This window comes from Streptomyces sp. GDS52 (genome assembly GCF_052246875.1).
Classification (GTDB): Bacteria; Actinomycetota; Actinomycetes; order Streptomycetales; family Streptomycetaceae; genus Streptomyces; species Streptomyces cathayae.
This window is the reverse complement of the sequence record NZ_CM125966.1, coordinates 3,613,318-3,637,460: the sequence shown is the minus strand read 5'-3', so window position 1 is coordinate 3,637,460 and position 24,143 is coordinate 3,613,318. Positions and strand designations below refer to the sequence as shown.

20 protein-coding genes and 1 tRNA gene are annotated in these 24,143 nt (G+C 68.5%); 11 read left to right on the top strand and 10 right to left on the bottom strand.

Annotation, left to right across the window (positions count from 1 at the left end; genetic code table 11):
- Nucleotides 1-103: 103 nt before the first annotated feature.
- The 8 genes from ACTWJ9_RS16520 to rpmH all read right to left on the bottom strand — a co-directional run bounded on the left by ACTWJ9_RS16520 (nucleotide 104) and on the right by rpmH (nucleotide 6,170).
- On the bottom strand, nucleotides 104-1,201 hold the full coding sequence (locus tag ACTWJ9_RS16520; RefSeq protein ID WP_279334991.1) for a ParB/RepB/Spo0J family partition protein: 1,098 nt from the start codon (nucleotides 1,199-1,201) through the stop codon (nucleotides 104-106).
- Nucleotides 1,198-2,277, bottom strand: coding sequence for a ParA family protein (locus ACTWJ9_RS16515; RefSeq protein ID WP_279337988.1), 1,080 nt, complete (start codon nucleotides 2,275-2,277; stop codon nucleotides 1,198-1,200). Before ACTWJ9_RS16515 ends, ACTWJ9_RS16520 begins: the two co-directional genes overlap by 4 nt.
- A gap of 352 nt (nucleotides 2,278-2,629) precedes the next feature.
- Nucleotides 2,630-3,349, bottom strand: a complete 720-nt coding sequence (gene rsmG, locus ACTWJ9_RS16510) for a 16S rRNA (guanine(527)-N(7))-methyltransferase RsmG (RefSeq protein WP_279334990.1) — start codon at nucleotides 3,347-3,349, stop codon at nucleotides 2,630-2,632.
- Nucleotides 3,350-3,465: 116 nt separating this feature from the next.
- Complete coding sequence (locus tag ACTWJ9_RS16505; RefSeq protein WP_279334989.1) at nucleotides 3,466-3,978, bottom strand: Jag family protein; 513 nt, start codon at nucleotides 3,976-3,978, stop codon at nucleotides 3,466-3,468.
- A 15-nt stretch (nucleotides 3,979-3,993) separates the two neighbouring features.
- Nucleotides 3,994-5,265 carry a membrane protein insertase YidC gene (yidC, locus tag ACTWJ9_RS16500; RefSeq protein WP_279334988.1) on the bottom strand — a complete coding sequence of 424 codons (1,272 nt, stop codon included), beginning with the start codon at nucleotides 5,263-5,265 and terminating at the stop codon, nucleotides 3,994-3,996.
- Nucleotides 5,266-5,268: 3 nt separating this feature from the next.
- Nucleotides 5,269-5,643, bottom strand: a complete 375-nt coding sequence (yidD, locus tag ACTWJ9_RS16495; protein WP_279334987.1) for a membrane protein insertion efficiency factor YidD — start codon at nucleotides 5,641-5,643, stop codon at nucleotides 5,269-5,271.
- Nucleotides 5,640-6,011 carry a ribonuclease P protein component gene (gene rnpA / locus ACTWJ9_RS16490; RefSeq protein ID WP_279334986.1) on the bottom strand — a complete coding sequence of 124 codons (372 nt, stop codon included), beginning with the start codon at nucleotides 6,009-6,011 and terminating at the stop codon, nucleotides 5,640-5,642. The genes yidD and rnpA overlap by 4 nt, the downstream gene beginning before the upstream one ends.
- A 21-nt stretch (nucleotides 6,012-6,032) precedes the next feature.
- Nucleotides 6,033-6,170 carry a 50S ribosomal protein L34 gene (gene rpmH, locus ACTWJ9_RS16485; protein WP_003949374.1) on the bottom strand — a complete coding sequence of 46 codons (138 nt, stop codon included), beginning with the start codon at nucleotides 6,168-6,170 and terminating at the stop codon, nucleotides 6,033-6,035.
- 377 nt (nucleotides 6,171-6,547) lie between these two features.
- Here rpmH and dnaA point away from each other — a divergent pair, with 377 nt between their 5' ends.
- The 9 genes from dnaA to ACTWJ9_RS16440 all read left to right on the top strand — a co-directional run bounded on the left by dnaA (nucleotide 6,548) and on the right by ACTWJ9_RS16440 (nucleotide 19,584).
- On the top strand, nucleotides 6,548-8,485 hold the full coding sequence (gene dnaA, locus ACTWJ9_RS16480) for a chromosomal replication initiator protein DnaA (RefSeq protein ID WP_279334985.1): 1,938 nt from the start codon (nucleotides 6,548-6,550) through the stop codon (nucleotides 8,483-8,485).
- Nucleotides 8,486-9,440: 955 nt separating this feature from the next.
- A complete protein-coding gene (gene dnaN, locus ACTWJ9_RS16475) occupies nucleotides 9,441-10,571 on the top strand; it encodes a DNA polymerase III subunit beta (RefSeq protein ID WP_109376586.1) in 1,131 nt (376 codons plus the stop codon).
- Between the two features lie 261 nt (nucleotides 10,572-10,832).
- A complete protein-coding gene (gene gnd / locus ACTWJ9_RS16470) occupies nucleotides 10,833-11,708 on the top strand; it encodes a phosphogluconate dehydrogenase (NAD(+)-dependent, decarboxylating) (RefSeq protein ID WP_279334984.1) in 876 nt (291 codons plus the stop codon).
- A 109-nt stretch (nucleotides 11,709-11,817) separates the two neighbouring features.
- Complete coding sequence (recF, locus tag ACTWJ9_RS16465; protein WP_279334983.1) at nucleotides 11,818-12,939, top strand: DNA replication/repair protein RecF; 1,122 nt, start codon at nucleotides 11,818-11,820, stop codon at nucleotides 12,937-12,939.
- Nucleotides 12,936-13,490, top strand: a complete 555-nt coding sequence (locus tag ACTWJ9_RS16460; RefSeq protein WP_279334982.1) for a DUF721 domain-containing protein — start codon at nucleotides 12,936-12,938, stop codon at nucleotides 13,488-13,490. The genes recF and ACTWJ9_RS16460 overlap by 4 nt, the downstream gene beginning before the upstream one ends.
- 433 nt (nucleotides 13,491-13,923) lie before the next feature.
- Nucleotides 13,924-15,984, top strand: coding sequence for a DNA topoisomerase (ATP-hydrolyzing) subunit B (gyrB, locus tag ACTWJ9_RS16455; RefSeq protein WP_279334981.1), 2,061 nt, complete (start codon nucleotides 13,924-13,926; stop codon nucleotides 15,982-15,984).
- A 42-nt stretch (nucleotides 15,985-16,026) separates the two neighbouring features.
- Nucleotides 16,027-18,624 carry a DNA gyrase subunit A gene (gyrA, locus tag ACTWJ9_RS16450; protein WP_279334980.1) on the top strand — a complete coding sequence of 866 codons (2,598 nt, stop codon included), beginning with the start codon at nucleotides 16,027-16,029 and terminating at the stop codon, nucleotides 18,622-18,624.
- A gap of 18 nt (nucleotides 18,625-18,642) precedes the next feature.
- Entirely contained in the window at nucleotides 18,643-19,389 is a 747-nt protein-coding gene (locus ACTWJ9_RS16445; protein WP_279334979.1) for a DUF3566 domain-containing protein, read from the top strand.
- Nucleotides 19,390-19,510: 121 nt separating this feature from the next.
- Nucleotides 19,511-19,584, top strand: a tRNA-Ile gene (locus tag ACTWJ9_RS16440).
- 422 nt (nucleotides 19,585-20,006) lie between these two features.
- Here ACTWJ9_RS16440 and ACTWJ9_RS16435 read toward each other — a convergent pair.
- Nucleotides 20,007-20,372 carry a DUF6344 domain-containing protein gene (locus ACTWJ9_RS16435; RefSeq protein WP_387038046.1) on the bottom strand — a complete coding sequence of 122 codons (366 nt, stop codon included), beginning with the start codon at nucleotides 20,370-20,372 and terminating at the stop codon, nucleotides 20,007-20,009.
- 337 nt (nucleotides 20,373-20,709) lie between these two features.
- On the opposite strand from ACTWJ9_RS16435, the gene ACTWJ9_RS16430 reads away from it, so the two are divergent.
- Nucleotides 20,710-20,838, top strand: coding sequence for a DLW-39 family protein (locus ACTWJ9_RS16430; RefSeq protein ID WP_003999697.1), 129 nt, complete (start codon nucleotides 20,710-20,712; stop codon nucleotides 20,836-20,838).
- Between the two features lie 245 nt (nucleotides 20,839-21,083).
- Nucleotides 21,084-22,466: a hypothetical protein gene (locus ACTWJ9_RS16425; RefSeq protein ID WP_443295891.1), complete on the top strand. Its 1,383-nt coding sequence runs from the start codon at nucleotides 21,084-21,086 to the stop codon at nucleotides 22,464-22,466.
- Here ACTWJ9_RS16425 and ACTWJ9_RS16420 read toward each other — a convergent pair.
- Nucleotides 22,443-24,062 carry a serine/threonine protein kinase gene (locus ACTWJ9_RS16420; RefSeq protein ID WP_387038048.1) on the bottom strand — a complete coding sequence of 540 codons (1,620 nt, stop codon included), beginning with the start codon at nucleotides 24,060-24,062 and terminating at the stop codon, nucleotides 22,443-22,445. The two genes, ACTWJ9_RS16425 and ACTWJ9_RS16420, sit on opposite strands and share 24 nt — an antisense overlap.
- Nucleotides 24,063-24,143: the final 81 nt, after the last annotated feature.

Genomic DNA, 24,143 nt, shown 5'->3' with positions numbered 1-24,143 from the left:
AGCGATTCCACCGATACCGCCAGAAAGCAAAGGGCGGATCGTTTCCGGGATATATCGGACACGATCCGCCCGCGGTCGGCTGTTCGGCTGACCTGGCCGAAGCTCAGGAATCTTCCACTGAGTCGTCGTCCACAAGACTCTTCTGCAGAACCGGCCCCTCATCAGGAGCGAGGGTGCCGAGAATGCGCTCGAGGTCCTCCATGGAGGCAAACTCGACGGTGATCTTTCCCTTCTTCTGCCCCAGGTCGACCTTCACCCGCGTCTCGAAACGATCCGAAAGACGAGTGGCCAGATCGGACAGCGCCGGAGAGACCAGGGCACCCGCCCTCGGCCCCTTGGATCGCGGCGACTTCTGCGGCCCGGACCCCATCAGGGTCACGATCTCCTCGACGGCCCGCACCGAGAGCGCTTCGGCCACGATCCGATGCGCCAGCCGGTCCTGCTCCTCGGAGTCCTCCACGGAGAGCAGGGCCCGCGCGTGCCCGGCGGAGAGCACTCCGGCAGCCACCCGGCTCTGCACCCTCGGCGAGAGCTTCAGCAGACGCAGGGTATTGGAAACCTGCGGGCGGGAACGGCCGATACGGTCCGCCAGCTGATCATGCGTGCAGTTGAAGTCCTTCAGCAGCTGGTCGTAGGCGGCTGCCTCTTCCAGCGGATTCAGCTGGGCCCGGTGCAGATTCTCCAGAAGGGCGTCCAGGAGGAGCTTCTCGTCCTCCGTGGCCCGCACGATCGCCGGGATGGCTTCGAGCCCCGCGATACGGCACGCCCGCCAGCGGCGCTCACCCATGATGAGCTCGTAGTGCGCGGGCCCGACCTGCCGTACGACGACGGGCTGGAGGAGACCGACCTCCTTGATGGAGGTGACAAGTTCTGCCAGCGCATCCTCATCGAAGACCCCGCGCGGCTGACGCGGGTTCGGCTTGATGGAATCGAGAGGAATCTCCGCGAAGTGTGCCCCCAGAGGAGGCATGGGCATCTCCGCCGCACCACGCGTCGACGGCTCCTCTGTTTCACGTGGAACAGAAGGAAGTGCGGCCAGTTTGGCCACAGCCACCCCGCGCTCGTTCGGCAGCACCTGCGGCGCAGAGGGAGAGGAGGAAGCTACGCCTCCCGTCACAGCCGGGGCGACCGCCTTCTCTGTCGGGGCAGCAGGGATAAGTGCGCCAAGACCACGGCCCAGCCCTCTCCGTCGCTCACTCACTGGACGCCCTCCACCATGCTCGGATCGTTCTGCTGTGCACCGTTGTGTGCGCTCGACGCGTCATAGCTGACACCCACGCCCCTCAGCGCGATCTCGCGTGCCGCCTCGAGGTAGGAGAGGGCACCGCTCGATCCAGGATCGTAGGTCAGCACCGTCTGCCCATAACTCGGCGCCTCCGAGATACGCACAGAGCGAGGAATACTTGTCCGCAGTACCTCGTCACCGAAGTGACTACGCACCTCGTCCGCAACCTGGGACGCGAGGCGCGTCCGGCCGTCGTACATGGTGAGCAGGATCGTCGATACGTGCAGGGAGGGGTTGAGGTGGCCCCGCACCAGATCGACATTGCGGAGCAGCTGCCCCAAGCCCTCCAGGGCGTAGTACTCGCACTGGATCGGGATCAGGACCTCCTGCCCCGCCACCATCGCGTTGACCGTCAGCAGGCCGAGGGACGGAGGGCAGTCGATGAGGATGTAGTCCAGCGGTTGCTCGTACGCCTGGATGGCACGCTGCAACCGGCTCTCCCGCGCCACCAGTGACACCAGCTCGATCTCCGCGCCGGCGAGATCGATCGTGGCGGGTGCGCAAAAGAGACCCTCCACGTCGGGAACCGGCTGGACAACCTCCGCCAGTGGTCTGCTCTCGACCAACACGTCATAGATGGAAGGAACTTCGGCGTGGTGGTCGATCCCCAGGGCTGTAGAGGCGTTGCCCTGAGGGTCGAGGTCGATCACCAAGACCCGAGCGCCATGGAGCGCAAGCGACGCGGCGAGGTTGACGGTCGTCGTCGTCTTGCCCACGCCACCCTTCTGGTTGGCGACCACCATGAGGCGTGTCTGCTCGGGCCGTGGCAGGCCCTCGCCTGCGCGGCCCAGTACATCCACCGCCAGCTGGGCAGAGCGACCGATGGGAGTGTCGTCCATAGGGGGCGGTGTTTCACGTGAAACATCTGCCCCCATCGATTCGGCACGGGGACCGGGGACCGGGTCGGTCATCGGTCCCGCGATGTTGGCGTCGGACCGCAAGGTGGATTCACTCTCCTCGACTTCAGGCTCGCAATGAACAGAGCCTCCCATGTCTTCGGGGTCGTGAACCAGTGAGGCCTGGCGTTCTGTGGAGAAATCCACTTCTGTGGACAACTCCGTACCCCCTGAGGGGGGCGAAGCCTCGCGGGGAACAGGACCCTCTCTGCGTGAACCGAGAGGCTTACGATCGCGGGGTTCGGCCGCGGCGCGACCGCGACTGATGATGCCGTGCAGCAGGGAGCGACGTTTCACGTGAAACACGATGCACAGCAGCCGGGGCCGCGCTGCCGCGACACTCCGGCCTACGAAGGTTCGGCAGCTTGTGTGGAGTACATCTGCCCCTTCAGGACGCAAGCCTGCCCGTCAGATGTCCTGCTGCCCGGCAGACCGCGCCCCTACGCCCCTATCCGCGCCGGCGCCGCGCACGCCCGGCGCGAGCAGCCTTCGCGCGCTTCGCCGCGAAACGCACACCGCCGGGGCTTTCCCCCACCTCGACCCGCACCACCGTGGACATCGGATCCACCACCCCCTCACCCACATGCACGACCGAGGTCGCCACGGCGCCGAGCTTGTTCAGCGCCGAGGTCGCGTTCTTCAGCTCCTCCTCGGCAGTGTCACCCTTGAGCGCGAGCATCTCTCCGTACGGCCGAAGGAGGGGGATGCCCCAGGTGGCGAGACGGTCGAGCGGCGCCACGGCTCGTGCGGTCACCACGTGCACCGGAGACATCGTGCCCATGACCTCCTCGGCCCGGCCGCGCACGACCGTCACATGGTCCAGCCCCAGCAGCTCCACGACTTCGGTCAAGAAAGTGGTACGCCGCAGCAGTGGCTCCAGCAGTGTGATCTTGAGGTCCTCGCGGACCAGCGCCAAGGGGATGCCCGGCAGACCGGCACCCGAACCGACATCGCACACCGTGACACCTTCGGGCACGACCTCCGAGAGCACCGCGCAGTTCAGCAGGTGCCGCTCCCACAGGCGCGGCACCTCCCGCGGGCCGATCAGACCACGCTGAACTCCCGCCTCAGCAAGCAGCTCAGCGTAACGCACCGCGTCCGCGAAACGATCGCCGAACACCTCGCGGGCCTGCTCGGGCGCGGGGGGAAGCTCCGCTGCCTCCGTCACGGGGGACCGTCCTTCCGTAGCGTGCCGGCCTCGGGAGCCGGCACCACAGAACTATCAGGCTGACAAAATTCGGCCCCGCCTGCGCAACAGACGGGGCCGGTGGAACGTGGAACCGTTCAGGCGGGAAGCACGACGACGAAGCGCTGCGGCTCCTCGCCCTCGGACTCACTGTTCAAGCCGGCGGCCTTGACCGCGTCGTGCACGACCTTGCGCTCGAACGGCGTCATCGGGTCGAGCTTCACGGGCTCACCGCTGCTCTTGGCCTCTGCGGCGGCCTTCGCGCCCAGCTCGGACAACTCGGCCCGCTTCTTGGCGCGGTACTCCGCGATGTCGAGCATGAGCCGACTGCGGTCCCCGGTCTCCCGGTGCACGGCCAGACGCGTGAGCTCCTGGAGCGCCTCCAGCACCTCACCGTCCCGACCGACCAGCTTCTGCAAGTCACGGCCGGCCGAGTCGCTGATGATCGAGACAGAGGCACGGTCGGCCTCGACGTCCATGTCGATGTCACCGTCGAGGTCGGCGATGTCGAGCAGACCCTCCAGGTAGTCCGCTGCGATCTCGCCTTCCTGCTCCAGGCGGGTCAGGGTGTCTGCGCCCTCGGCAGCGGTGGAGGTGGTGCCTTCCGTCACGGGATGGACTCCTTCTTACTTCTTGGACGGGGACTTGGGCCGCTGCGGACCCTTGCGCTGTCCGGACTGGGCCCTGCTGCGGGTGCTTCCGCCGGACTTCGCGTTGCCCTTCTGGGCAGCGGCGGCGGGCTTGACGTCGTCCTGGGGCGTTTCGGTCTTGGTCAGCGAGGTGGGCTCACCAGCCGCCTTCGCTGCACCGCCCTGACGCTGGGACTTGCTCTGCCGCTTGGGCTGCTGACGCTTCGCGGTCTGGGTCGTGGCCGGAGAGCCGTCCTCAGCCTGCGCGGCGGCCGTGGCGTCGCTCTTGATCACGGCACCGTCGGCCTGAGCCGCGAGGCCCGCCTTGTTCAGACCGTTGACGAACTTGCGCTCGTACTCGTTACGGTCCCGGCCCTTGGCGACGATGGCCTTGACGACGGCACGATCACGGCGGTTACGGGTCTTGCCGTGGTGGGTGACGTGCTTGACAAGGCGCTCCAGGTACGCGGCCTGCGCCTTGGAACCCGGCGTCGGGTTGTTGTGGATGACGTACATCTGCTGGCCCATGGTCCACACGTTGGTGGTCAGCCAGTAGACGAGGACACCGACCGGGAAGTTGATACCGAAGACGGCGAAGATGACGGGGAAGACGTACATCAGCATCTTCTGCTGCTGCATGAACGGCGTCTTCACCGTGGTGTCGACGTTCTTCGTCATCAGCTGGCGCTGCGTGTAGAACTGCGACAGCGACATCAGCACGATCATGAGCGCCGTGACGACGCGTACATCGGTCAGGGAGGCGTTGAGGGCCTCGACCTTGTCCGCATTGTCCGTGAACTTCGCCGCGAGCGGGGCACCGAAGATGTGCGCCTTCTGCGCACTCTCCAGCAGACGCTCGTTGATCACGCCGACGGTGTCGTTGGACGCGATGCTGTTGAGCACGTGGTACAGAGCGAAGAAGAACGGGGACTGCGCCAGGATGGGAAGGCACGAGGAGAGCGGGTTGGTGCCCGCGTCCTTGTACAGCTTCATCATCTCTTCGGACTGACGCTGCTTGTCGTTCTTGTAGCGCTCCTGGATCTTCTTCATCTCCGGCTGGAGCGTCTGCATCGCGCGCGTCGCCTTGATCTGCTTCACGAAGAGCGGGATCAGGCAGATACGGATCAGGATCACCAGAGACACGATGGACAGGCCCCAGGCCCACCCGGTGTCGGGGCCGAAGATGGCCCCGTACACGGAGTGGAACTGGACGATGACCCAGGAGACAGGTGTCGTGATGAAGCTGAAGAGGCTGGCAATCGTGTCCACTAATCATGCTCCTTGGGCATGGGGCGAGGTCTCTGCGGCCGGGCTCGAAGGGCTTGTCGGACTTACGGAAGAAGTCTGTCCTTCGGTGGCCGGTTCGGCGGAGGCAGGCCCGCCCTTGCGTGCACGCCAGGCGTCACGCAGCATTTCGTGCCACCGCGGGCGCTTGCGCGGCGGGACATGGTCCACACCGCCCAGCGACCACGGATTGCACCGCAGGATGCGCCAGGCCGTGAGTGCTGTGCCCTTGATGGCACCGTGCCGGTCGATGGCCGTGTAGCCGTAGTGGGAACACGACGGGTAGTACTTGCATACAGGCCCGAGCAGCGGACTGATCGTCCACTGATAGAGCTTGATCAGAACCAGCAGCGGGTACTTCATCGCGTGCCCCCTCCCAGCAGCCGCTGCAGAGCGGCATCCAGGTCTTGGGCCAGTTGTGCATGGTCGGCGTCACCCGCTTCGGGCAGCGCGCGTACGACTACCAGGCTACCGGGGGGCAGCAGGGCCATTCGGTCGCGCATCAGGTGGCGAAGTCTGCGCTTCACCTTGTTCCGCACGACCGCTCCCCCCACAGCCTTGCTCACGACGAAACCCGCACGTGCCGGGGGAGCGCTCTCCCCCGGCACGTGCGGGTCCGTAGCACCGCTGCGAAGGTGTACGACGAGGTGCCTGCGTCCGGCCCGGCGTCCTCGTCGTACCGCGGTCGCGAAGTCCTCGCGCCGCCTCAGCCGGTTGTCGGTGGGCAGCACGACGTCATGACCTGATCGGGATCAGGCGGACAGGCGGGCGCGACCCTTGCCACGGCGGGACGCGAGAATCGCGCGGCCGGCACGGGTGCGCATACGCAGCCGGAAGCCGTGGGTCTTCGCGCGACGACGGTTGTTCGGCTGGAAGGTGCGCTTGCTCACTCGGGGGCTCCAGAAAGATGTCGTTGATTGCGGGGTGCCGTCCTGGCTGTCACCGTGCGCCCACGAGTAGCTCGCGTTACGCCCGAGTGCACCGCTGACCGATCAACTTGCGTGATCTGTGCCCATCGGAGGCAGGCGGCAGCAGCCATCGACAACTCGACCTCGTCACGGTACGCGCGGCTGCCTCCTTCGGTCAAACCAGCGGCCGCGGGGGGACACTTGTCCACAGGCTGGGGACAACGACTTGAACCGTACCGTCCGCCCTGACTACCGTGACGGAACTCCGATTCGTTCCTTTGTCCCTCGACCACCCCCTTTACCACCCCCGACCCGTCCCCGAATCACACGTTCGAGGGACCTGTGAGAGAGCGTGCCCTGTGGCTGACGTACCTGCCGATCTTGCCGCAGTGTGGCCACGCGTACTGGAAGAACTGCTCGGTGAGGGCCGGAGCCAGGGAGTCGAGGGGAAGGACGAGCACTGGATCCGGCGCTGCCAGCCGCTGGCGCTGGTCGCCGACACCGCGCTGCTCGCCGTGCCGAACGAGTTCGCCAAGGGCGTGCTCGAGGGTCGCCTCGCGCCGATCGTCAGCGAAAGCCTGAGCCGCGAGTGCGGGCGTCCCATCCGCATCGCCATCACCGTCGACGACTCCGCGGGAGAGCCCCCGGCTCCGCCGGTCGCCCGCCCCCAGCCGCGCTACGAGGAGCCCGAGCTCCCTTCCGCCCGGCAGGACCGGCCGGACCGTCAAGGGCACGAGCAGTACGAGGGCTACGGCCGGCGCCGCGCCGACCAGGACCCCGGGCCGCCCGGTGACCAGCTGCCCACCGCCCGCCCCGCCTACCCCTCGGAGTACCAGCGCCCGGAGCCCAGCTCCTGGCCGCGACCGGGTCAGGACGAGTACGGCTGGCAGCAGCAGCGCCTCGGCTTCCCCGACCGCGACCCGTACGCCTCGCCTTCGCAGAACGCCTACGGCCCCCAGGACGGCTACGGCGGCGCGCCCTCACCGGACTACCGCCCGCAGCCGCCGGAACGCTCCTCCTACGAACAGCAGCGTTCCGACTACGAATCGTCACGCGCGGAGTACGACCGCAGTAACTACGACCGTGGCGGCTACGACCGCGGTGACTACGACCAGCGCGACGCCGCCCGCCGCGAGCTTCCCGAGCCCCCGTCCGGCTCGGGGCACGTCCACCGCGGTGGCCCCGTCGGCCCGAACCTGCCCACGAGCGGGGCACCCGGCCCGCTGGCCGCACAGCCCGCGCCGGCGGCCGGCCCCGGTGAGCCGACCGCGCGGCTGAACCCGAAGTACCTCTTCGACACGTTCGTCATCGGCGCCTCCAACCGCTTCGCGCACGCGGCGGCGGTGGCGGTCGCCGAGGCACCCGCGAAGGCGTACAACCCCCTGTTCATCTACGGGGAGTCCGGACTCGGCAAGACCCACCTGCTGCACGCGATCGGGCACTACGCGCGCAGTCTCTACCCCGGCACGCGGGTGCGGTACGTGAGCTCGGAGGAGTTCACCAACGAGTTCATCAACTCCATCCGCGACGGCAAGGGCGACAGCTTCCGCAAGCGGTACCGGGAGATGGACATCCTGCTCGTCGACGACATCCAGTTCCTCGCGGACAAGGAGTCGACGCAGGAGGAGTTCTTCCACACCTTCAACACGCTGCACAACGCCAACAAGCAGATCGTGCTCTCCAGCGACCGGCCGCCCAAGCAGCTGGTGACGCTGGAGGACCGGCTGCGGAACCGTTTCGAGTGGGGTCTGATCACCGACGTCCAGCCTCCGGAGCTGGAGACGCGGATCGCGATCCTGCGCAAGAAGGCGGTGCAGGAGCAGCTCAACGCCCCGCCCGAGGTGCTGGAGTTCATCGCCTCCCGGATCTCGCGCAACATCCGCGAGCTGGAGGGCGCGCTGATCCGGGTGACGGCGTTCGCCTCGCTCAACCGGCAGCCGGTGGACCTCGGGCTGACGGAGGTCGTCCTGAAGGATCTGATCCCCGGCGGCGACGACTCCGCGCCGGAGATCACCTCGACGGCCATCATGAGCGCGACCGCCGACTACTTCGGGCTCACGGTCGAGGACCTGTGCGGCACCTCGCGCGGCCGCGCCCTGGTGACCGCACGGCAGATCGCGATGTACCTGTGCCGTGAGCTGACGGACCTGTCGCTGCCGAAGATCGGTGCGCTGTTCGGCGGCCGCGACCACACGACGGTGATGCACGCGGACCGCAAGATCCGCAATCTGATGGCGGAGCGACGCTCCATCTACAACCAGGTCACCGAGCTCACCAACCGCATCAAGGCCGGCTGAGCGCCCGCAGGCGCACGAAGAAGGGCGTCCCCGGACCACCTCCGGGAACGCCCTTCTTCGTGCGCCTGCCGACCCGCCCTTGTGCGCCCGCCGCCGACCTGCGCTCGCCCGTCGGCCGCCGAGAGCCGACCCTCGCGGTCGGCAGTGTCCCGTCCCTCGGGGTCCCGTCCACTGTTCGATTTCGGCACCGGGTTACGGCTGTCCTCCACAGATGTGGCAACTTTCTCCCGTCCACATCCTGGGGACTGCGAAGTTGTCCCGAAACTATCCACAGCCCTGCCTGTTGGGGCACCATCGAGCCAGGTCAACCGGCTGTGGATTCGTGGACAAACGATCTCCACAGGCTGTGGACGAGACGGTGATCCACAGGCTGTGGATAAAGTTTTCCACCGGCAACCCACAGGGTGAGGCCGGTTGTCCCCAGTGATCAGGCACTTCTCCACACGCCTGTCCACTGTTCGGCAACGCCGCCCGCCTCCTCACCGGGTCGAGTGAAAGGCGTCACAGCAGGGTGCCGCGGCTGCCTGTGGGAAAGCCCGGCAAACCTGGGGACGGAGCTGGGGAGAACTCGCCCCTCCCTGGGGACGGAGTGTGCAGAACTTTTTGTTCTCCACAGAAACCCCGAGTTGTCCACCGCCTCCGCCCACAGGCCCGGTGGACAAAATCTTGGCCCTGAGCTGGGAAAACGAGGTTATCCACGGTATCCACAGGCCCTACTACTACTCCCAACTAGAGAGAGTGAGGAATCCGCTTCGAAGAGGGTCCTGTGCACAACTTGCCGGTTCGACGCCGACTGCCGCTCGTCATGACTTGACCCCGAGGGGCACCTACTGTCAGTGCAGTGCGTCAGACTGGTCCCCGGTGTCCTTCCCTCACAGAGGCCGACGACACCGAGGCAGACGACGAAGGCGAAGCAGGGCGTGAGAACGCCGGCAACAGCAGGAGGCGGCTTACGGTGAAGATCCGGGTGGAACGCGACGTACTCGCGGAGGCAGTGGCCTGGGCTGCGCGCAGCCTCCCGGCCCGTCCGCCGGCGCCGGTCCTCGCCGGCTTGCTGCTGAAGGCCGAGGAGGGGCAGCTGAGCCTGTCCAGCTTCGACTACGAGGTCTCCGCACGGGTCTCGGTGGAGGCGGAGGTCGAGGAAGAGGGCACCGTCCTCGTCTCGGGCCGTCTGCTCGCCGACATCTCCCGCGCGCTCCCCAACCGGCCGGTGGAGATCTCCACAGACGGTGTACGGGCGACCGTGGTGTGCGGCTCCTCGCGATTCACACTCCACACCCTGCCGGTGGAGGAGTACCCGGCCCTGCCCCAGATGCCGAACGCGACGGGCACCGTCCCCGGTGAGGTCTTCGCCTCCGCCGTGCAGCAGGTCGCCATCGCGGCCGGCCGGGACGACACCCTTCCCGTCCTGACCGGTGTGCGCATCGAGATCGAGGGCGACACGGTGACGCTGGCCTCCACCGACCGCTACCGCTTCGCGGTCCGCGAGTTCCTGTGGAAGCCGGAGGACCCGGAGGCCTCGGCGGTCGCCCTGGTGCCCGCGAAGACGCTCCTGGACACCGCCAAGGCGCTGACCAGTGGCGACCAGGTGATCCTCGCGCTGTCCGGCTCGGGCGCGGGCGAGGGCCTGATCGGCTTCGAAGGAGCGGGCCGCCGCACCACCACACGGCTGCTGGAGGGCGACCTCCCGAAGTACCGCACGCTGTTCCCGACCGAGTTCAACAGCGTCGCCGTCATCGAGACCGCCCCCTTCGTGGAGGCCGTCAAGCGCGTGGCCCTGGTCGCCGAGCGCAACACCCCGGTGCGGCTCAGCTTCGAGCAGGGTGTGCTCATCCTGGAGGCCGGCTCCAGTGACGACGCACAGGCTGTGGAAAGGGTCGACGCCCAGCTGGAGGGCGATGACATCTCGATCGCCTTCAACCCGACGTTCCTGCTGGACGGTCTGAGCGCCATCGACTCCCCGGTGGCGCAGCTGTCGTTCACCACGTCCACCAAGCCCGCGCTGCTCAGCGGCAGGCCCGCGGTGGACGCGGAGGCGGACGACGCCTACAAGTACCTGATCATGCCGGTGCGGCTCAGCGGCTGACGTCGTACCACCCGTCCGCGGCTGCCCCCGGCAGTCCACAGTTGTGCACAGTCCTTCCGGGCCCGGTGGACACCGGATCGTGGATACCGGCCAGAGCCGGGCCCGGAAGTGGCCGTGAGCGAAGCCGCAGGTGAGGGCGTGCGCATGAGCGCGTATGCCCACAGATGTGCGTGAGCGCCCGGGTTTAGGGTCGTGTCGGTACGTAAGTGCCGCGGCACGTCCGTGCCGCCATGCCACGTCGCAACCTAAGGAACACAACTGATGGAGCTCGGTCTCGTCGGCCTCGGCAAGATGGGCGGCAACATGCGGGAGCGGATCCGCCGCGCGGGCCACACCGTCGTCGGATACGACCGCAACCCGGACCTCGCCGATGTCCACAGCCTGGAAGAACTTGTGGGCAAGCTCGAGGGCCCGCGCGTGGTCTGGGTGATGGTCCCGGCCGGCCGGGCGACGCAGTCGACCGTCGATGAGCTCGCAGAGCTGCTCCAGCCCGGCGATGTCGTCGTGGACGGCGGGAACTCCCGCTGGACGGACGACGAGAAGCACGCCGAGGAACTGGCGGCCAGGGGCATAGGTTTCGTCGACTGCGGTGTCTCCGGCGGCGTCTGGGGCCTGGAGAACGGCTACGCGCTGATGTACGGCGGCGACAAGGAGAACGTCGCCAAGGTGCAGCCGGTCTTCGACGCCCTCAAGCCGGAGGGCGACTTCGGCTCGGTGCACGCGGGCAAGGTCGGCGCGGGCCACTTCGCCAAGATGGTCCACAACGGCATCGAGTACGCGATGATGCAGGCCTATGCCGAGGGCTGGGAGCTCCTGGAGAAGGTCGACTCGGTGACCGACGTCCGGGAGGTCTTCCGTTCCTGGCAGGAGGGCACCGTCATCCGCTCCTGGCTCCTCGATCTCGCGGTGAACGCGCTGCACGAGGACGAGCACCTGGACAACCTCCGGGGTTATGCACAGGACTCCGGTGAGGGACGCTGGACTGTGGAGGCCGCGATCGACCACGCGGTCCCGCTGCCGGCGATCACCGCGTCGCTGTTCGCGCGGTTCGCCTCCCGCCAGGAGGACTCGCCGCAGATGAAGATGATCGCGGCGCTGCGCAATCAGTTCGGCGGGCACGCGGTCGAGAAGAAGTAGTCCACAGAGCGGCCGAGAGAGGCCACAGCAGCAGCCACGGGGCATCCCTGGCTGTCGTCCGCAGGACCGCACGACGGTCCACAACGCCGGGGGAGGTCGGCGCACGATCATGCACGTCACGCATCTGTCGCTGGCCGATTTTCGCTCCTATCCCCGGGTCGAGGTCCCGCTCGACCCGGGGGTGACGGCCTTCGTCGGCCCCAACGGGCAGGGCAAGACGAATCTCGTCGAGGCGGTCGGCTATCTCGCCACACTCGGCAGCCACCGTGTCTCCTCCGACGCCCCGCTGGTGCGCATGGGCGCCGACCGAGCGATCATCCGGGCCCAGGTCCGGCAGGGCGAGCGGCAGCAGCTCGTCGAGCTCGAGCTGAACCCGGGCCGCGCCAATCGTGCCCGTATCAACAGATCCTCACAGGTCAGGCCCCGGGACGTGCTGGGGATCGTCCGCACCGTGCTGTTCGCGCCCGAGGATCTCGCCCTGGTGAAGGGTGATCCCGGCGAGCGGCGCCGCTTCCTGGACGATCTGATCACGGCCCGTTCCCCGCGGATGGCGGGTGTCCGTTCCGATTACGACCGGATCCTCAAGCAGCGCAACACGCTGCTGAAGTCGGCCGCGCTGGCCCGTCGGCACGGCGGGCGCACCATGGATCTGTCCACTCTGGACGTCTGGGACCAGCATCTCGCGCGTGCGGGTGCCGAACTGCTGGCTCAGCGGCTGGATCTGATCGCCGCGATCCAGCCGCTCGCCGACAAGGCGTACGAACAGCTCGCACCGGGCGGCGGGCCCGTCGCCCTGGAGTACAAGCCGTCGGCGCCCGGTGAGGCGCACACCCGCGAGGACCTGTTCGAGCAGGTGTCGGCGGCTCTCGCCGAGGCGCGCAAGCAGGAGGTCGACCGGGGCGTCACCCTGGTCGGCCCGCACCGGGACGATCTGCTGCTCAAGCTCGGCCAGCTGCCGGCCAAGGGCTACGCCTCCCACGGCGAGTCCTGGTCCTATGCCCTGGCGCTGCGCCTGGCCTCCTACGACCTGCTGCGGGCCGAGGGCAACGAGCCGGTGCTGGTGCTCGACGACGTCTTCGCCGAGCTGGACGCGCGCCGCCGCGAGCGCCTCGCCGAGCTCGTCGCGCCGGGGGAGCAGGTCCTGGTGACCGCGGCCGTCGACGACGACGTTCCCCGTGCGCTGGCGGGGACGCGGTGCGTCGTGGCCGAGGGAACGGTGCGGCGGGTATGAGCGAGCCCGACCGGCCCGACGGACCCCCCGCGGGGGTGCCCGGGGCAGCTGCTGAGCCCTCGGGGGTCGACCTGGCGCGCGTGGCGTTGCGCGCGGCCAAGGAGGCGGCACGCGCGCGTGGGGATGCGGCGCAGCAGAAGAAGCAGGCACGGCGCGGTGGCCTGCGCTCCGGCGCGCGCGGCGACCGGCGCGATCCCATGGCACTCGGTGCGGCGATCAACCGGCTGCTCACCGAGCGTGGCTGGGAGGCCCCGGCCGCGGTGGGCGGGGTGATGGGGCGCTGGCCCGAAATCGTCGGTGAGGACGTGGCCAAGCACTGTGAGCCGGAGCGCTACGACGAGGACGAGCGGGTGCTGTTCGTGCGCTGCGACTCCACGGCCTGGGCGACGAACCTGCGGCTGCTCGCCCCGACCCTGGTCGCCCGGCTGAACGAGGACCTGGGCCACGGCACGGTGAGGCTGATCAAGGTCAACGGACCGGGTGGCCCCGCACGCCGCTACGGCCTGCTGCGGGCTCCCGGGAGCACCGGTCCCGGGGACACGTACGGGTGACCCGGAGCCCTCTTCCGGGCCGCCCGGGACAAGGTGATCGACGTCACATCGGGGCTTTTCGGGAGTGCGTTCGGTCCGCCGGTGCCCCTTTCGTCGTACGACCGGGCGAGGTGCGCGATCGCCACCTGACTCCTAAGTAGCCAAGGGGTGACGGTCGGAAGCGCTGGGTGCCCTCGTGAGCCTCTTGGAGCCCCCATCCGTATACCGGGAGTCGGACGAGACCGGTTGAGGGCGGCACATGCGGACTCAGGCACCGGCAAACCCCCATCAATGTCCGAGCTACCGGTAGACTGGGAGCAATCCCGCCCCGACCGTGGGGACCGCCCGGGAAAAGCTGAGCAACGCTGATCAAGGCTTACCAACGCAACATGCCGCAGCCGCTCCGGCAACCCGCCGCCGAGCCTGGCTCGTGGTGTGCCAGAAAGGGCGCTTCGTGGCCGATTCCGGCAACCCCAACGAGAACATCCCGTCCACCGACACCGGCGTGAACAGCGAGGCGACCGCCCTCGACAGCGAGGTCACCGCCTCGTACGACGCCAGTGCCATCACCGTCCTCGAGGGCCTGGACGCGGTCCGCAAGCGACCCGGTATGTACATCGGTTCGACCGGTGAGCGAGGCCTGCACCACCTGGTGCAGGAGGTCGTCGACAACTCCGTCGACGAGGCGCTGGCCGGGCACGCGGACACGATCGATGTGACGATCCTGGCCGACGGCGGCGTCCGGGTCGTCGACAACGGCCGGGGCATTCCGGTGGACATCGTCCCCTCGGAGAACAAGCCGGCCGTCGAGGTCGTGCTGACCGTGCTGCACGCGGGCGGCAAGTTCGGCGGCGGCGGCTACGCGGTCTCCGGTGGTCTGCACGGCGTCGGTGTGTCCGTGGTGAACGCCCTGTCGAGCAGGATCTCCGTCGAGATCAAGCGTGACGGCCACCGCTGGACGCAGGACTACAAGATGGGCGTCCCCACGGCCCCGCTGGTCCGGCACGAGGAGGTGGAGGAGACCGGGACGACGGTCACCTTCTGGGCCGACCCGGACATCTTCGAGACCACCGACTACTCCTTCGAGACGCTCTCCCGGCGTTTCCAGGAGATGGCGTTCCTCAACAAGGGGCTGCGGATCAACCTCGTCGACGAGCGCGAGTCGGCGAAGGCCACCGCCGGGGCGGACGAGGCGGGTGAGGACGAGAAGTACGAGGTCAAGAGCGTCTCGTACCACTACGAGGGCGGCATCGTCGACTTCGTGAAGTACCTCAACTCCCGCAAGGGAGATCCGGTGCACCCCACCGTGATCGATCTCGAGGCCGACGACAAGGACAAGCAGCTGTCCCTCGAGCTCGCCATGCAGTGGAACGGCGGCTACACCGAGGGCGTGTACTCCTTCGCCAACATCATCCACACCCACGAGGGCGGTACGCACGAAGAGGGCTTCCGCGCGGCGCTCACCAACCTGGTGAACAAGTACGCGCGCGAGAAGAAGCTGCTGCGTGAGAAGGACGACAACCTCACGGGTGACGACATCCGCGAGGGACTGACCGCGATCATCTCGGTCAAGCTGAGCGAGCCCCAGTTCGAGGGCCAGACCAAGACCAAACTGGGCAACACCGAGGTGAAGACCTTCGTCCAGAAGGTCGTCTACGAACACCTCAACGACTGGTTGGACCGCAACCCCAACGAGGCCGCGGACATCGTCCGCAAGGGCATCGCGGCGGCCACCGCGCGCGTGGCGGCCCGCAAGGCCCGCGACCTGACCCGCCGCAAGGGCCTGCTGGAGTCGGCGTCCCTGCCGGGCAAGCTCTCCGACTGCCAGTCCAACGACCCCACCAAGTGCGAGATCTTCATCGTCGAGGGTGACTCCGCCGGCGGTTCGGCCAAGTCCGGCCGGAACCCGCAGTACCAGGCGATCCTCCCGATCCGGGGCAAGATCCTCAACGTCGAGAAGGCGCGCATCGACCGGATCCTGCAGAACCAGGAGATCCAGGCGATGATCTCCGCGTTCGGCACCGGGGTGCACGAGGACTTCGACATCGAGAAGCTCCGCTATCACAAGATCATCCTGATGGCGGACGCCGACGTCGACGGCCAGCACATCAACACCCTGCTGCTGACGTTCCTGTTCCGGTTCATGCGGCCGCTGGTCGAGGCGGGGCACGTGTACCTCTCCCGTCCCCCGCTCTACAAGATCAAGTGGGGCCGGGACGACTTCGAGTACGCCTACTCCGACCGCGAGCGCGACGCACTGATCGAGATGGGCCGCCAGGCCGGCAAGCGCATCCGCGAGGACTCCGTCCAGCGATTCAAGGGCCTCGGCGAGATGAACGCCGAGGAGCTGCGCATCACCACGATGGACCAGGAGCACCGCGTCCTCGGCCAGGTCACCCTCGACGACGCCGCCCAGGCCGACGACCTGTTCTCGGTCCTGATGGGCGAGGACGTCGAAGCCCGCCGCGCGTTCATCCAGCGCAACGCCAAGGACGTCCGCTTCCTCGACATCTGAGTCGGTCTCAGCTGACCGCACCAGGAAGGACCTTCACCAGCAATGACCGACGAGAACACTCCCGTCACGCCTCTCGAGGACGCGGACGCGACCGGCATGCGCGTCGAGCCCGTCGGGCTCGAGACGGAGATGCAGCGCTCGTACCTCGACTACGCGATGTCCGTCATCGTCTCGCGTGCGCTGCCCGACGTCCGTGACGGCCTCAAGCCCGTCCACCGCCGTGTGCTGTACGCCATGTACGACGGCGGCTACCGCCCCGAGCGGGGCTTCTACAAGTGCGCCCGCGTCGTCGGCGACGTCATGGGCAACTACCACCCGCACGGCGACTCCTCGATCTACGACGCGCTGGTCCGCCTCGCGCAGCCGTGGTCGATGCGGATGCCGCTGGTGGACTCCAACGGCAACTTCGGCTCCCCGGGCAACGACCCCGCGGCAGCCATGCGGTACACCGAGTGCAAGTTGGCACAGCTGTCGATGGAGATGGTCCGCGACATCGACGAGGAGACCGTCGATTTCAAGGACAACTACGACGGCCGCTCGCAGGAGCCGACCGTCCTGCCCGCACGCTTCCCGAACCTGCTGATCAACGGATCGGCCGGTATCGCGGTCGGTATGGCGACCAACATCCCGCCGCACAACCTGCGTGAGGTCGCGTCCGGGGCCCAGTGGTACCTGGAGAACCACGAGGCGTCGAACGAGGAGCTGCTCGACGCGCTCATCGAGCGCATCAAGGGCCCCGACTTCCCGACCGGCGCCCTGGTGGTGGGCCGCAAGGGCATCGAGGAGGCGTACCGGACGGGCCGCGGCTCGGTCACCATGCGTGCGGTGGTCGAGGTCGAGGAGATCCAGAACCGCCAGTGCCTGGTGGTCACCGAGCTGCCCTACCAGACCAACCCCGACAACCTCGCGCAGAAGATCGCCGACCTGGTGAAGGACGGAAAGATCGGCGGCATCGCGGACGTCCGCGACGAGACGTCGTCCCGTACCGGCCAGCGTCTGGTCATCGTGCTCAAGCGGGACGCGGTCGCCAAGGTCGTCCTGAACAACCTCTACAAGCACACCGAGCTGCAGACCAACTTCGGCGCCAACATGCTGGCGCTGGTCGACGGTGTCCCGCGCACGCTCTCCCTGGACGCGTTCATCCGCCACTGGGTGAACCACCAGATCGAGGTCATCGTCCGCCGTACGCGGTTCCGGCTGCGCAAGGCCGAGGAGCGCGCGCACATCCTGCGCGGCCTGCTGAAGGCCCTGGACGCCATCGACGAGGTCATCGCACTGATCCGGCGCAGCGACACCGTCGAGATCGCACGCGGGGGCCTGATGGGCCTCCTGGAGATCGACGAGATCCAGGCCAACGCGATCCTGGAGATGCAGCTCCGCCGGCTGGCGGCACTGGAGCGTCAGAAGATCGTCCAGGAGCACGACGAACTCCAGGCGAAGATCAACGAGTACAACGAGATCCTCGCCTCCCCGATCCGTCAGCGGGGGATCGTCAGCGCGGAGCTGGCCGCGCTCGTCGAGAAGTACGGTGACGACCGCAAGACCAAGCTGGTGCCCTATGAGGGCGACATGTCCATCGAGGACCTGATCGCCGAGGAGGACATCGTCGTCACGGTCACACGCGGCGGCTACATCAAGCGCACCAAGACCGACGACTACCGGGCCCAGAAGCGCGGCGGCAAGGGCGTACGCGGAGCGAAGCTCAAGGAAGACGACATCGTCAACCACTTCTTCGTGTCCACCACGCACCACTGGCTGCTGTTCTTCACCAACAAGGGCCGGGTCTACCGGGCGAAGGCGTACGAGCTGCCCGACGCCGGCCGGGACGCACGCGGCCAGCACGTGGCCAACCTGCTGGCCTTCCAGCCGGACGAGGCGATCGCCGAGATCCTCGCGATCCGCGACTACGAGGCGGCGCCCTACCTGGTGCTGGCCACCAAGGCGGGCTTGGTCAAGAAGACGTCGCTGAAGGATTACGATTCACCCCGCTCGGGTGGTGTGATCGCGATCAACCTGCGGGAGCAGGAGGACGGTTCCGACGACGAACTGATCGGGGCCGAACTCGTCTCGGCAGATGATGATCTACTGCTGATCAGCAAGAAGGCACAGTCGATCAGGTTCACCGCGACGGACGAGACGCTGCGGCCCATGGGCCGTGCGACCTCGGGCGTGAAGGGCATGAGTTTCCGCGAAGGGGACGAGCTGCTCTCGATGAATGTTGTTCGACCCGGTACGTTCGTGTTCACTGCCACAGACGGCGGGTACGCGAAGCGGACCGCCGTCGACGAGTACCGCGTCCAGGGTCGCGGCGGCCTCGGCATCAAGGCTGCCAAGATCGTCGAGGACCGTGGAACTCTCGTCGGCGCGCTGGTGGTCGAGGAGACCGACGAGATCCTCGCCATCACGCTGTCGGGCGGTGTGATCCGCACGCGGGTCAGCGGAGTCAGGGAGACGGGCCGTGACACCATGGGCGTCCAACTGATCAATCTGGGCAAGCGCGATGCCGTGGTCGGCATCGCGCGTAACGCCGAAGCGGGACGCGAGGCGGAGGAAGTCGACGGCGACGTGGCCGTGGACGAGACCGACGAAGGTGCCGTGACCACCGGCACGGACGAGGGTGAGGCGCCCTCGTCCGAGTAGCACGAGGAGTGAGTCAGCGTGAGCGGAGCCACGGGCACCGGGCCGACCGGTACCAGTATGGGGACGGACGGCGGTGGCCGTGGCTCTGCCACGCGGGCGACAGATCCGCACACGACCAACCTGAAAGCGATCAAGTCGCCCGGCAAGGACTCGCCTTCGTCCGACAGACATGGATCCCAGGGGGGAACTGTGACGGACACCCGAGGCCATCAGCAGAGCACGCCCGGACAGGGCGCCGCTGATCGTACGGCCTCACCGCTGCCGGGGGAACGGCAGTCGCAGCAGCAGGCGGGGCCGTACCACCCGCCGCAGGCCTACCAGGCGCAGACCGGTGCGGCAGAGGGCCCGGGCGGCGCGGTACGCCGCCCACGCACCGGGGCGCGCACCACACCGCGCGTGCGCAAGGCGCGCCTGCGGGTGGCCAAGGCCGATCCCTGGTCGGTGATGAAGGTCAGCTTCCTGCTCTCCATCGCCCTGGGCATCTGCACGATCGTCGCGTCCGCGGTGCTGTGGATGGTCATGGACGCGATGGGTGTCTTCTCGACGGTCGGCGGCACGATCTCCGAGGCGACGGGCTCCAACGAGTCGAACGGCTTCGACCTCCAGTCGTTCCTGTCGCTGCCCAACGTGCTGCTGTTCACGACGGTCATCGCGGTCATCGACGTCGTCCTGGCAACGGCTCTGGCGACTCTCGGCGCGTTCATCTACAACCTCTCCGCGGGCTTCGTGGGCGGCGTCGAGCTCACGCTGGCCGAGGACGAGTGAGCGACGCCCGGCAGCTTCCCGGCCTGCTCTGACGGTCCTCCGGCAACCGATTTTGGGACTGCCCGGGTCGTGCGCTAATCTTCAGGAGTCAGCGCGCGGGACATGTACCGCAGAGCGCGGCGGGGCTATAGCTCAGTTGGTTAGAGCGCATCCCTGATAAGGATGAGGCCACAGGTTCAAATCCTGTTAGCCCCACATCATCATGAGACCCCCTGGCCAGTATGGCCGGGGGGTCTTCTGCGTCCGTCGTGTGGTGCGCCCGGTCTCGGCCCGCCGACCCTCATCTCGTCTCACCAGGTCTGCTCCGTGCCCTTGCGCGGGGTGGGAGTGCTGGTGCTGTGTGCGTGCGGGGAGGGGTGGGGCTCCGCTCCCTCCGGACCGTTCGCCGGCGGGGTGCGGTGCGGTGGCGGCCGGGCCCTGACGCGTTCGACGGGTGTGGGCAGGGGGAAAGCCCGGTTGCTCGTTGCCGAGCAACCGGGCCTTTCGCGTGCCGTCGGGGCTGTACGCGAGTTCGCCGGGACTTCGGGGGGAGCCGGAAACGGCACGGGTGGGGTGTGGTGAGGCGGGTGGGCCTCCACGGGCCCAGCGGCTCAGTGGGCTCAGGCGGGCCCAGCGGCTCAGCGCTGGAGCGGGAGGTGGCCGGTGCGGGGCGCTGCGGGGGACGTCGTGTCGTCGGAGCAGGGGGCGGAGGACGAGTCAGGGGCCGGGGTCGCGAGCGGGCGGTGACGGCACCTGGGGGATCCTCCGTGGGCCTCCGCGCGGATGCGCTGTTTCATCGTGGGGGGCAGGGCACTGGTAGGGGACCAGGGCCGGACGGACGCGGCCTGCGTCGTCATGTCCGGGGCGCTCTTGCTGTTGCGGGTCGTCTCGGTCTGGGATACCGCGGCGGAAGCGGTGGTGGTGATGAGTCCGAGCGCCGTGCACAGCGCGAGGAGGGCGGTGACGATGGCGGTCCACAGCTTCATGACCTTGTTCCGGGCCATGGCCCCTCACTTTCGGGTCGGGCGATTTGCGTACTTTCCTCATGATGTGTATGTGGGCCGCGAAGTGGTGGACCAACGCCCGTGGCGCGTCGATGTTCAGATGAACACCACCCGGATGGTCGCAAGAGGGGAGAAAAGTGAAAGAGTGCGGAGGGAGATGGTCAAATTAACCGGCTGTGCGGGGGTGGTCACCCTCTGATCCGGTCGATGTGTTCCGCCCCTACTGCACAGTAAAGATGGGGAGTTGCCCGGCCGACACAGGTCACTGATCGGTATCGGTCGGTGTGTATAGTCGGGCGCCAGAGGTCCCCTACGTCAAGAAAGACGAGGTCGCGCGGTGAAGAAGCTTCTCCTGGTCGCACTGGCCGCCATCGGCGGGCTCCTCGTGTACCGCCAGATCCAGGCGGATCGCGCCGAGCAGGATCTGTGGACGGAGGCGACTGACTCCGTGCCCACGGGTTCGTGAGTACCGACATACGACGCTGAACAGACCCCGGCCGCGCTCGCGGTCGGGGTTTTGTGTGTCGTGAGGCCTTGCCGACGGGCCTTGTCCGCGGGGCAGGATGGGGCACGGTGCGACGTCCGGGCGACGACGAGGGGTGGCGCGTGAGGGGACGGCGGTGCAGGGCGTGGGGGCGGCACGTCCGGGCGGGACGTGGTCGGGCAGCACCGGCTGCCGTGCGCTCGGGCGTGGTGACGCTCGCGTCGGTGATGCTGCTGGGGGCGCCGGGGGTGTCTGTCGCCTCCAGTGCCTCTGCGGTCTTCCCGGGGACCAGGGCCGCCGAGGCGGTCACCCGGGCTTCCGGCACTGTCGGGGTCCCCGAGGCCGTCCGGGCTGCTTCCGGGGCTCCTGGAACTCCTGAGGGGTATGCCTTCACCGAGGGCGCGCAACGGATCGACGGGGCGGGGAGCACCGCCGACGCCTTACGGCTGGAAGCCGGTCGGGCCTACCGGAGCACCCTTCCGGCGAGCGGCAGGATCCACTACCTCCTGGAACTCGACGCCGGCTCGAACGTCTACGTCTCCGCCACCGCCGTCCCCCCGGGCGACGGCAGCGCCGCCGTCATCGACGGCGTCAAGGTGTCCCTGCAGGACGCGGACGGCCGCTCCTGCGACGTGGACACCGCGACCTTCGGTGCCGCCGCCGGCCCGCACCCGGTCGCCGCGTCGGCCGTGCGCGAGATCTCCCCCAGGAAATCCCTCTGCCAGGACGCCGGTACGTACTACGTGACCGTCGAACGCGCCGATCCGGACGGAAAGGGCGCCTCCCCCGACGCCTGGGAGCTGGAACTCACCACCGCGTCGGAACCGCGGCTGGAACGGACCGGCGCGACGACCGCGCCCGAGGAGTGGGACTCCGCCTCGCCCCGGCCCGTCACCGGGAAGGCACAGCGGCGCTCGGGCGGCGCCGGTTTCACCGAGGCCACCCCGCTCGATGAGGGAGTCTGGCGGGACGACATCCGGCCCGGCCAAACGCTCTTCTACAAGGTTCCCGTCGACTGGGGCCGGCAGTTCCACGCCACCGCCGAACTGGGCAGTGCGCGCTTCGACGGCACCGGGTTCGTCCCCGCCGCCCTGGACCTGGACCTCTACAACCCCGTACGCGGGCATGTCGCGGACGTGGGTCTCGGCTACGACGGCAGACAGAAGTCGGGCAGCCTCCCCCCGCTCCCCCGCGTCGCGTACGCCAATCGCCATGCCACCGGCGCTCAGGTCGGCGCGATGCGCTTCGCAGGCTCCTACTACCTCGTCGCCCACCTCAGGGCGGAGGTGGCGGACGACTTCGGTGACGGACCCGTCCCGCTGACGCTGCGGGTACGGGTCGGCGGTGCGGCGCAGGACGGGCCGGAGTACGCCGGGGAGTCCGCCCCGGCGGGCATCTTCGCGGTCACCGCGCAGGACCGCGAGGCGGCGGCCCGGGGCCGGTCCACGGACGACGGCACCGCGATGACGGCGCTCGCGGTGGGCGGTATCGGAACCGGCAGTGCACTGCTGGTGGGACTCGCCGTGTGGACGGTGGCCGCTCGACGGAGAACCGTCTCCCCGGACGGTCCGGGAACGATCCGGGCATCAGATCCGCGTGAGGGCCCATAACCCCACGGCATAGCAGGCCAATGCCAGGAACAGGAGAGGGACGGCCACCCGGGCGGGAGGGCCGGGGCGGCGCCGCCGGCGCCGACCGGTCGCCCTGTGCCGTGACACCGCAGAGTCCGAAGACGGAGCCTGCGGGTCGCGGGCGGTGTACTCGGCAGTGGAGGCATCGGCGCGATGCGAGGCGGGGCCGGGACACGCCGACGGCGGGAACGAGGGCGGGGACAGGGGGGAGCGCAGCGGGTGAGTGGGGTCGGCGTGGGCCACCCGCTGTGCGCCGTACGGGGGCTGGGACGGTGTGAGGCTCTGGGGCTGTGCCCGGACGTGCGCCTGCTCCGGTACCCGCCCCTGCCCCTGACCCGGTGGGGTGGGTGCGTGGGACGGGCGAGCGGGGGCGGGGGAGGACGTGACCGTGGCCTGGGGCGGTGGCAGATGAAAGCTGCCGGTGTCCGACATGGAGGGCTGACGCGGCGGAGCGGACGGTGCCGGACCGGTGCCGGCGACATCGTCCGCGGTGGATCGGCTCGCGGGAACCGGACGGCCGCCCTCGCCGCCGTGAGGGGAGGCGCCGCCGTGGTCCGGTTCGGAGCGGGAGGGTGGGTCGCCCTGCCAGGGGTCTCCGGGCAGGGCGCCTGCCGCTCCTGCCCCGGGCGGACGGCCCGTCTCCCCGCCCTCCGCTCCAGGACGACTTGTGGCCGAGCGCACGCCCGAAGCCGCCCTCAGCGGGCCTTCCGGGCCGAAACCCGGTGGGAGCGGGCCGAGTTGGTCGAAGATCTCGATCAACTCGTCGTCGGGGCCGGGCGCCGGGAGGAGTTCCCTGGCCGAGGCCAGGGCCTTGCGCGCCCCCGTGGCCGTACGGAACCGTGCCTGCGGTGCCGGCTGCAGCAGGGTGGCCACGACCTGCCACAGCGGGTCGGGGATGCCCTGGGGCGCCCCGGGCGTACCGTGCTCGGCGAAGTGCTGGATGAGCGCCTTGGCGTCCGGTTTGGCGCCCTCCAGCAGATACAGCGCGACCAGTCCCACCGCGAACAGGTCCGCGGGGAAGTCCGGTTCGGAGCCCATCAGCTGCTCCGGCGCGAGATAGCCGGGCGTGCCCACCACCAGGTCGGTCTCGGTCAGGCGCGGTTCGCCGAGCCGCATGGCGATACCGAAGTCGGACACCCGCAGACGTGGTCTGCCCGTACCGGTGGCTTCCAGGAGCAGGTTGGCGGGCTTGATGTCGCGGTGCACGACGCCTTCCGTGTGCACCGCGGTGAGACCCGCCAGCAGCTGGTCGAGCAGGATACTGACGAACGTCGGCGGCAGGGGCCCGTAGTCGCCGATGAGGTGCGCCAGCGAACCGCCGGCGACCAGGTCCATGGTGAACAGGACCTTGTCGTCGTCGGCGGCCCAGCTGCTGGGGGCGAGCACATGGGGGTGATCGATTCGCAGGGCCTGCTCGCGCACGAAACGGAGCAGGGAGTGGGCGTCGCTCTGCAGCAGGACCTTGGCCGCCACATAGCGGCGACGGCGGTGGTCCCAGGCACGCCAGACGGCACCGACACCCCCGCGCCCGATCGGGTCGACCAGTTCGTACCGGCCGGCAAAGACCTCACCCATGGCTGTGCGTCGCTCCTCCCCCGGCGGGATCTCCCCTTGCCTTACCCCTGTGTGCTTACCCCTTCTGCCCCTGCCGCGACT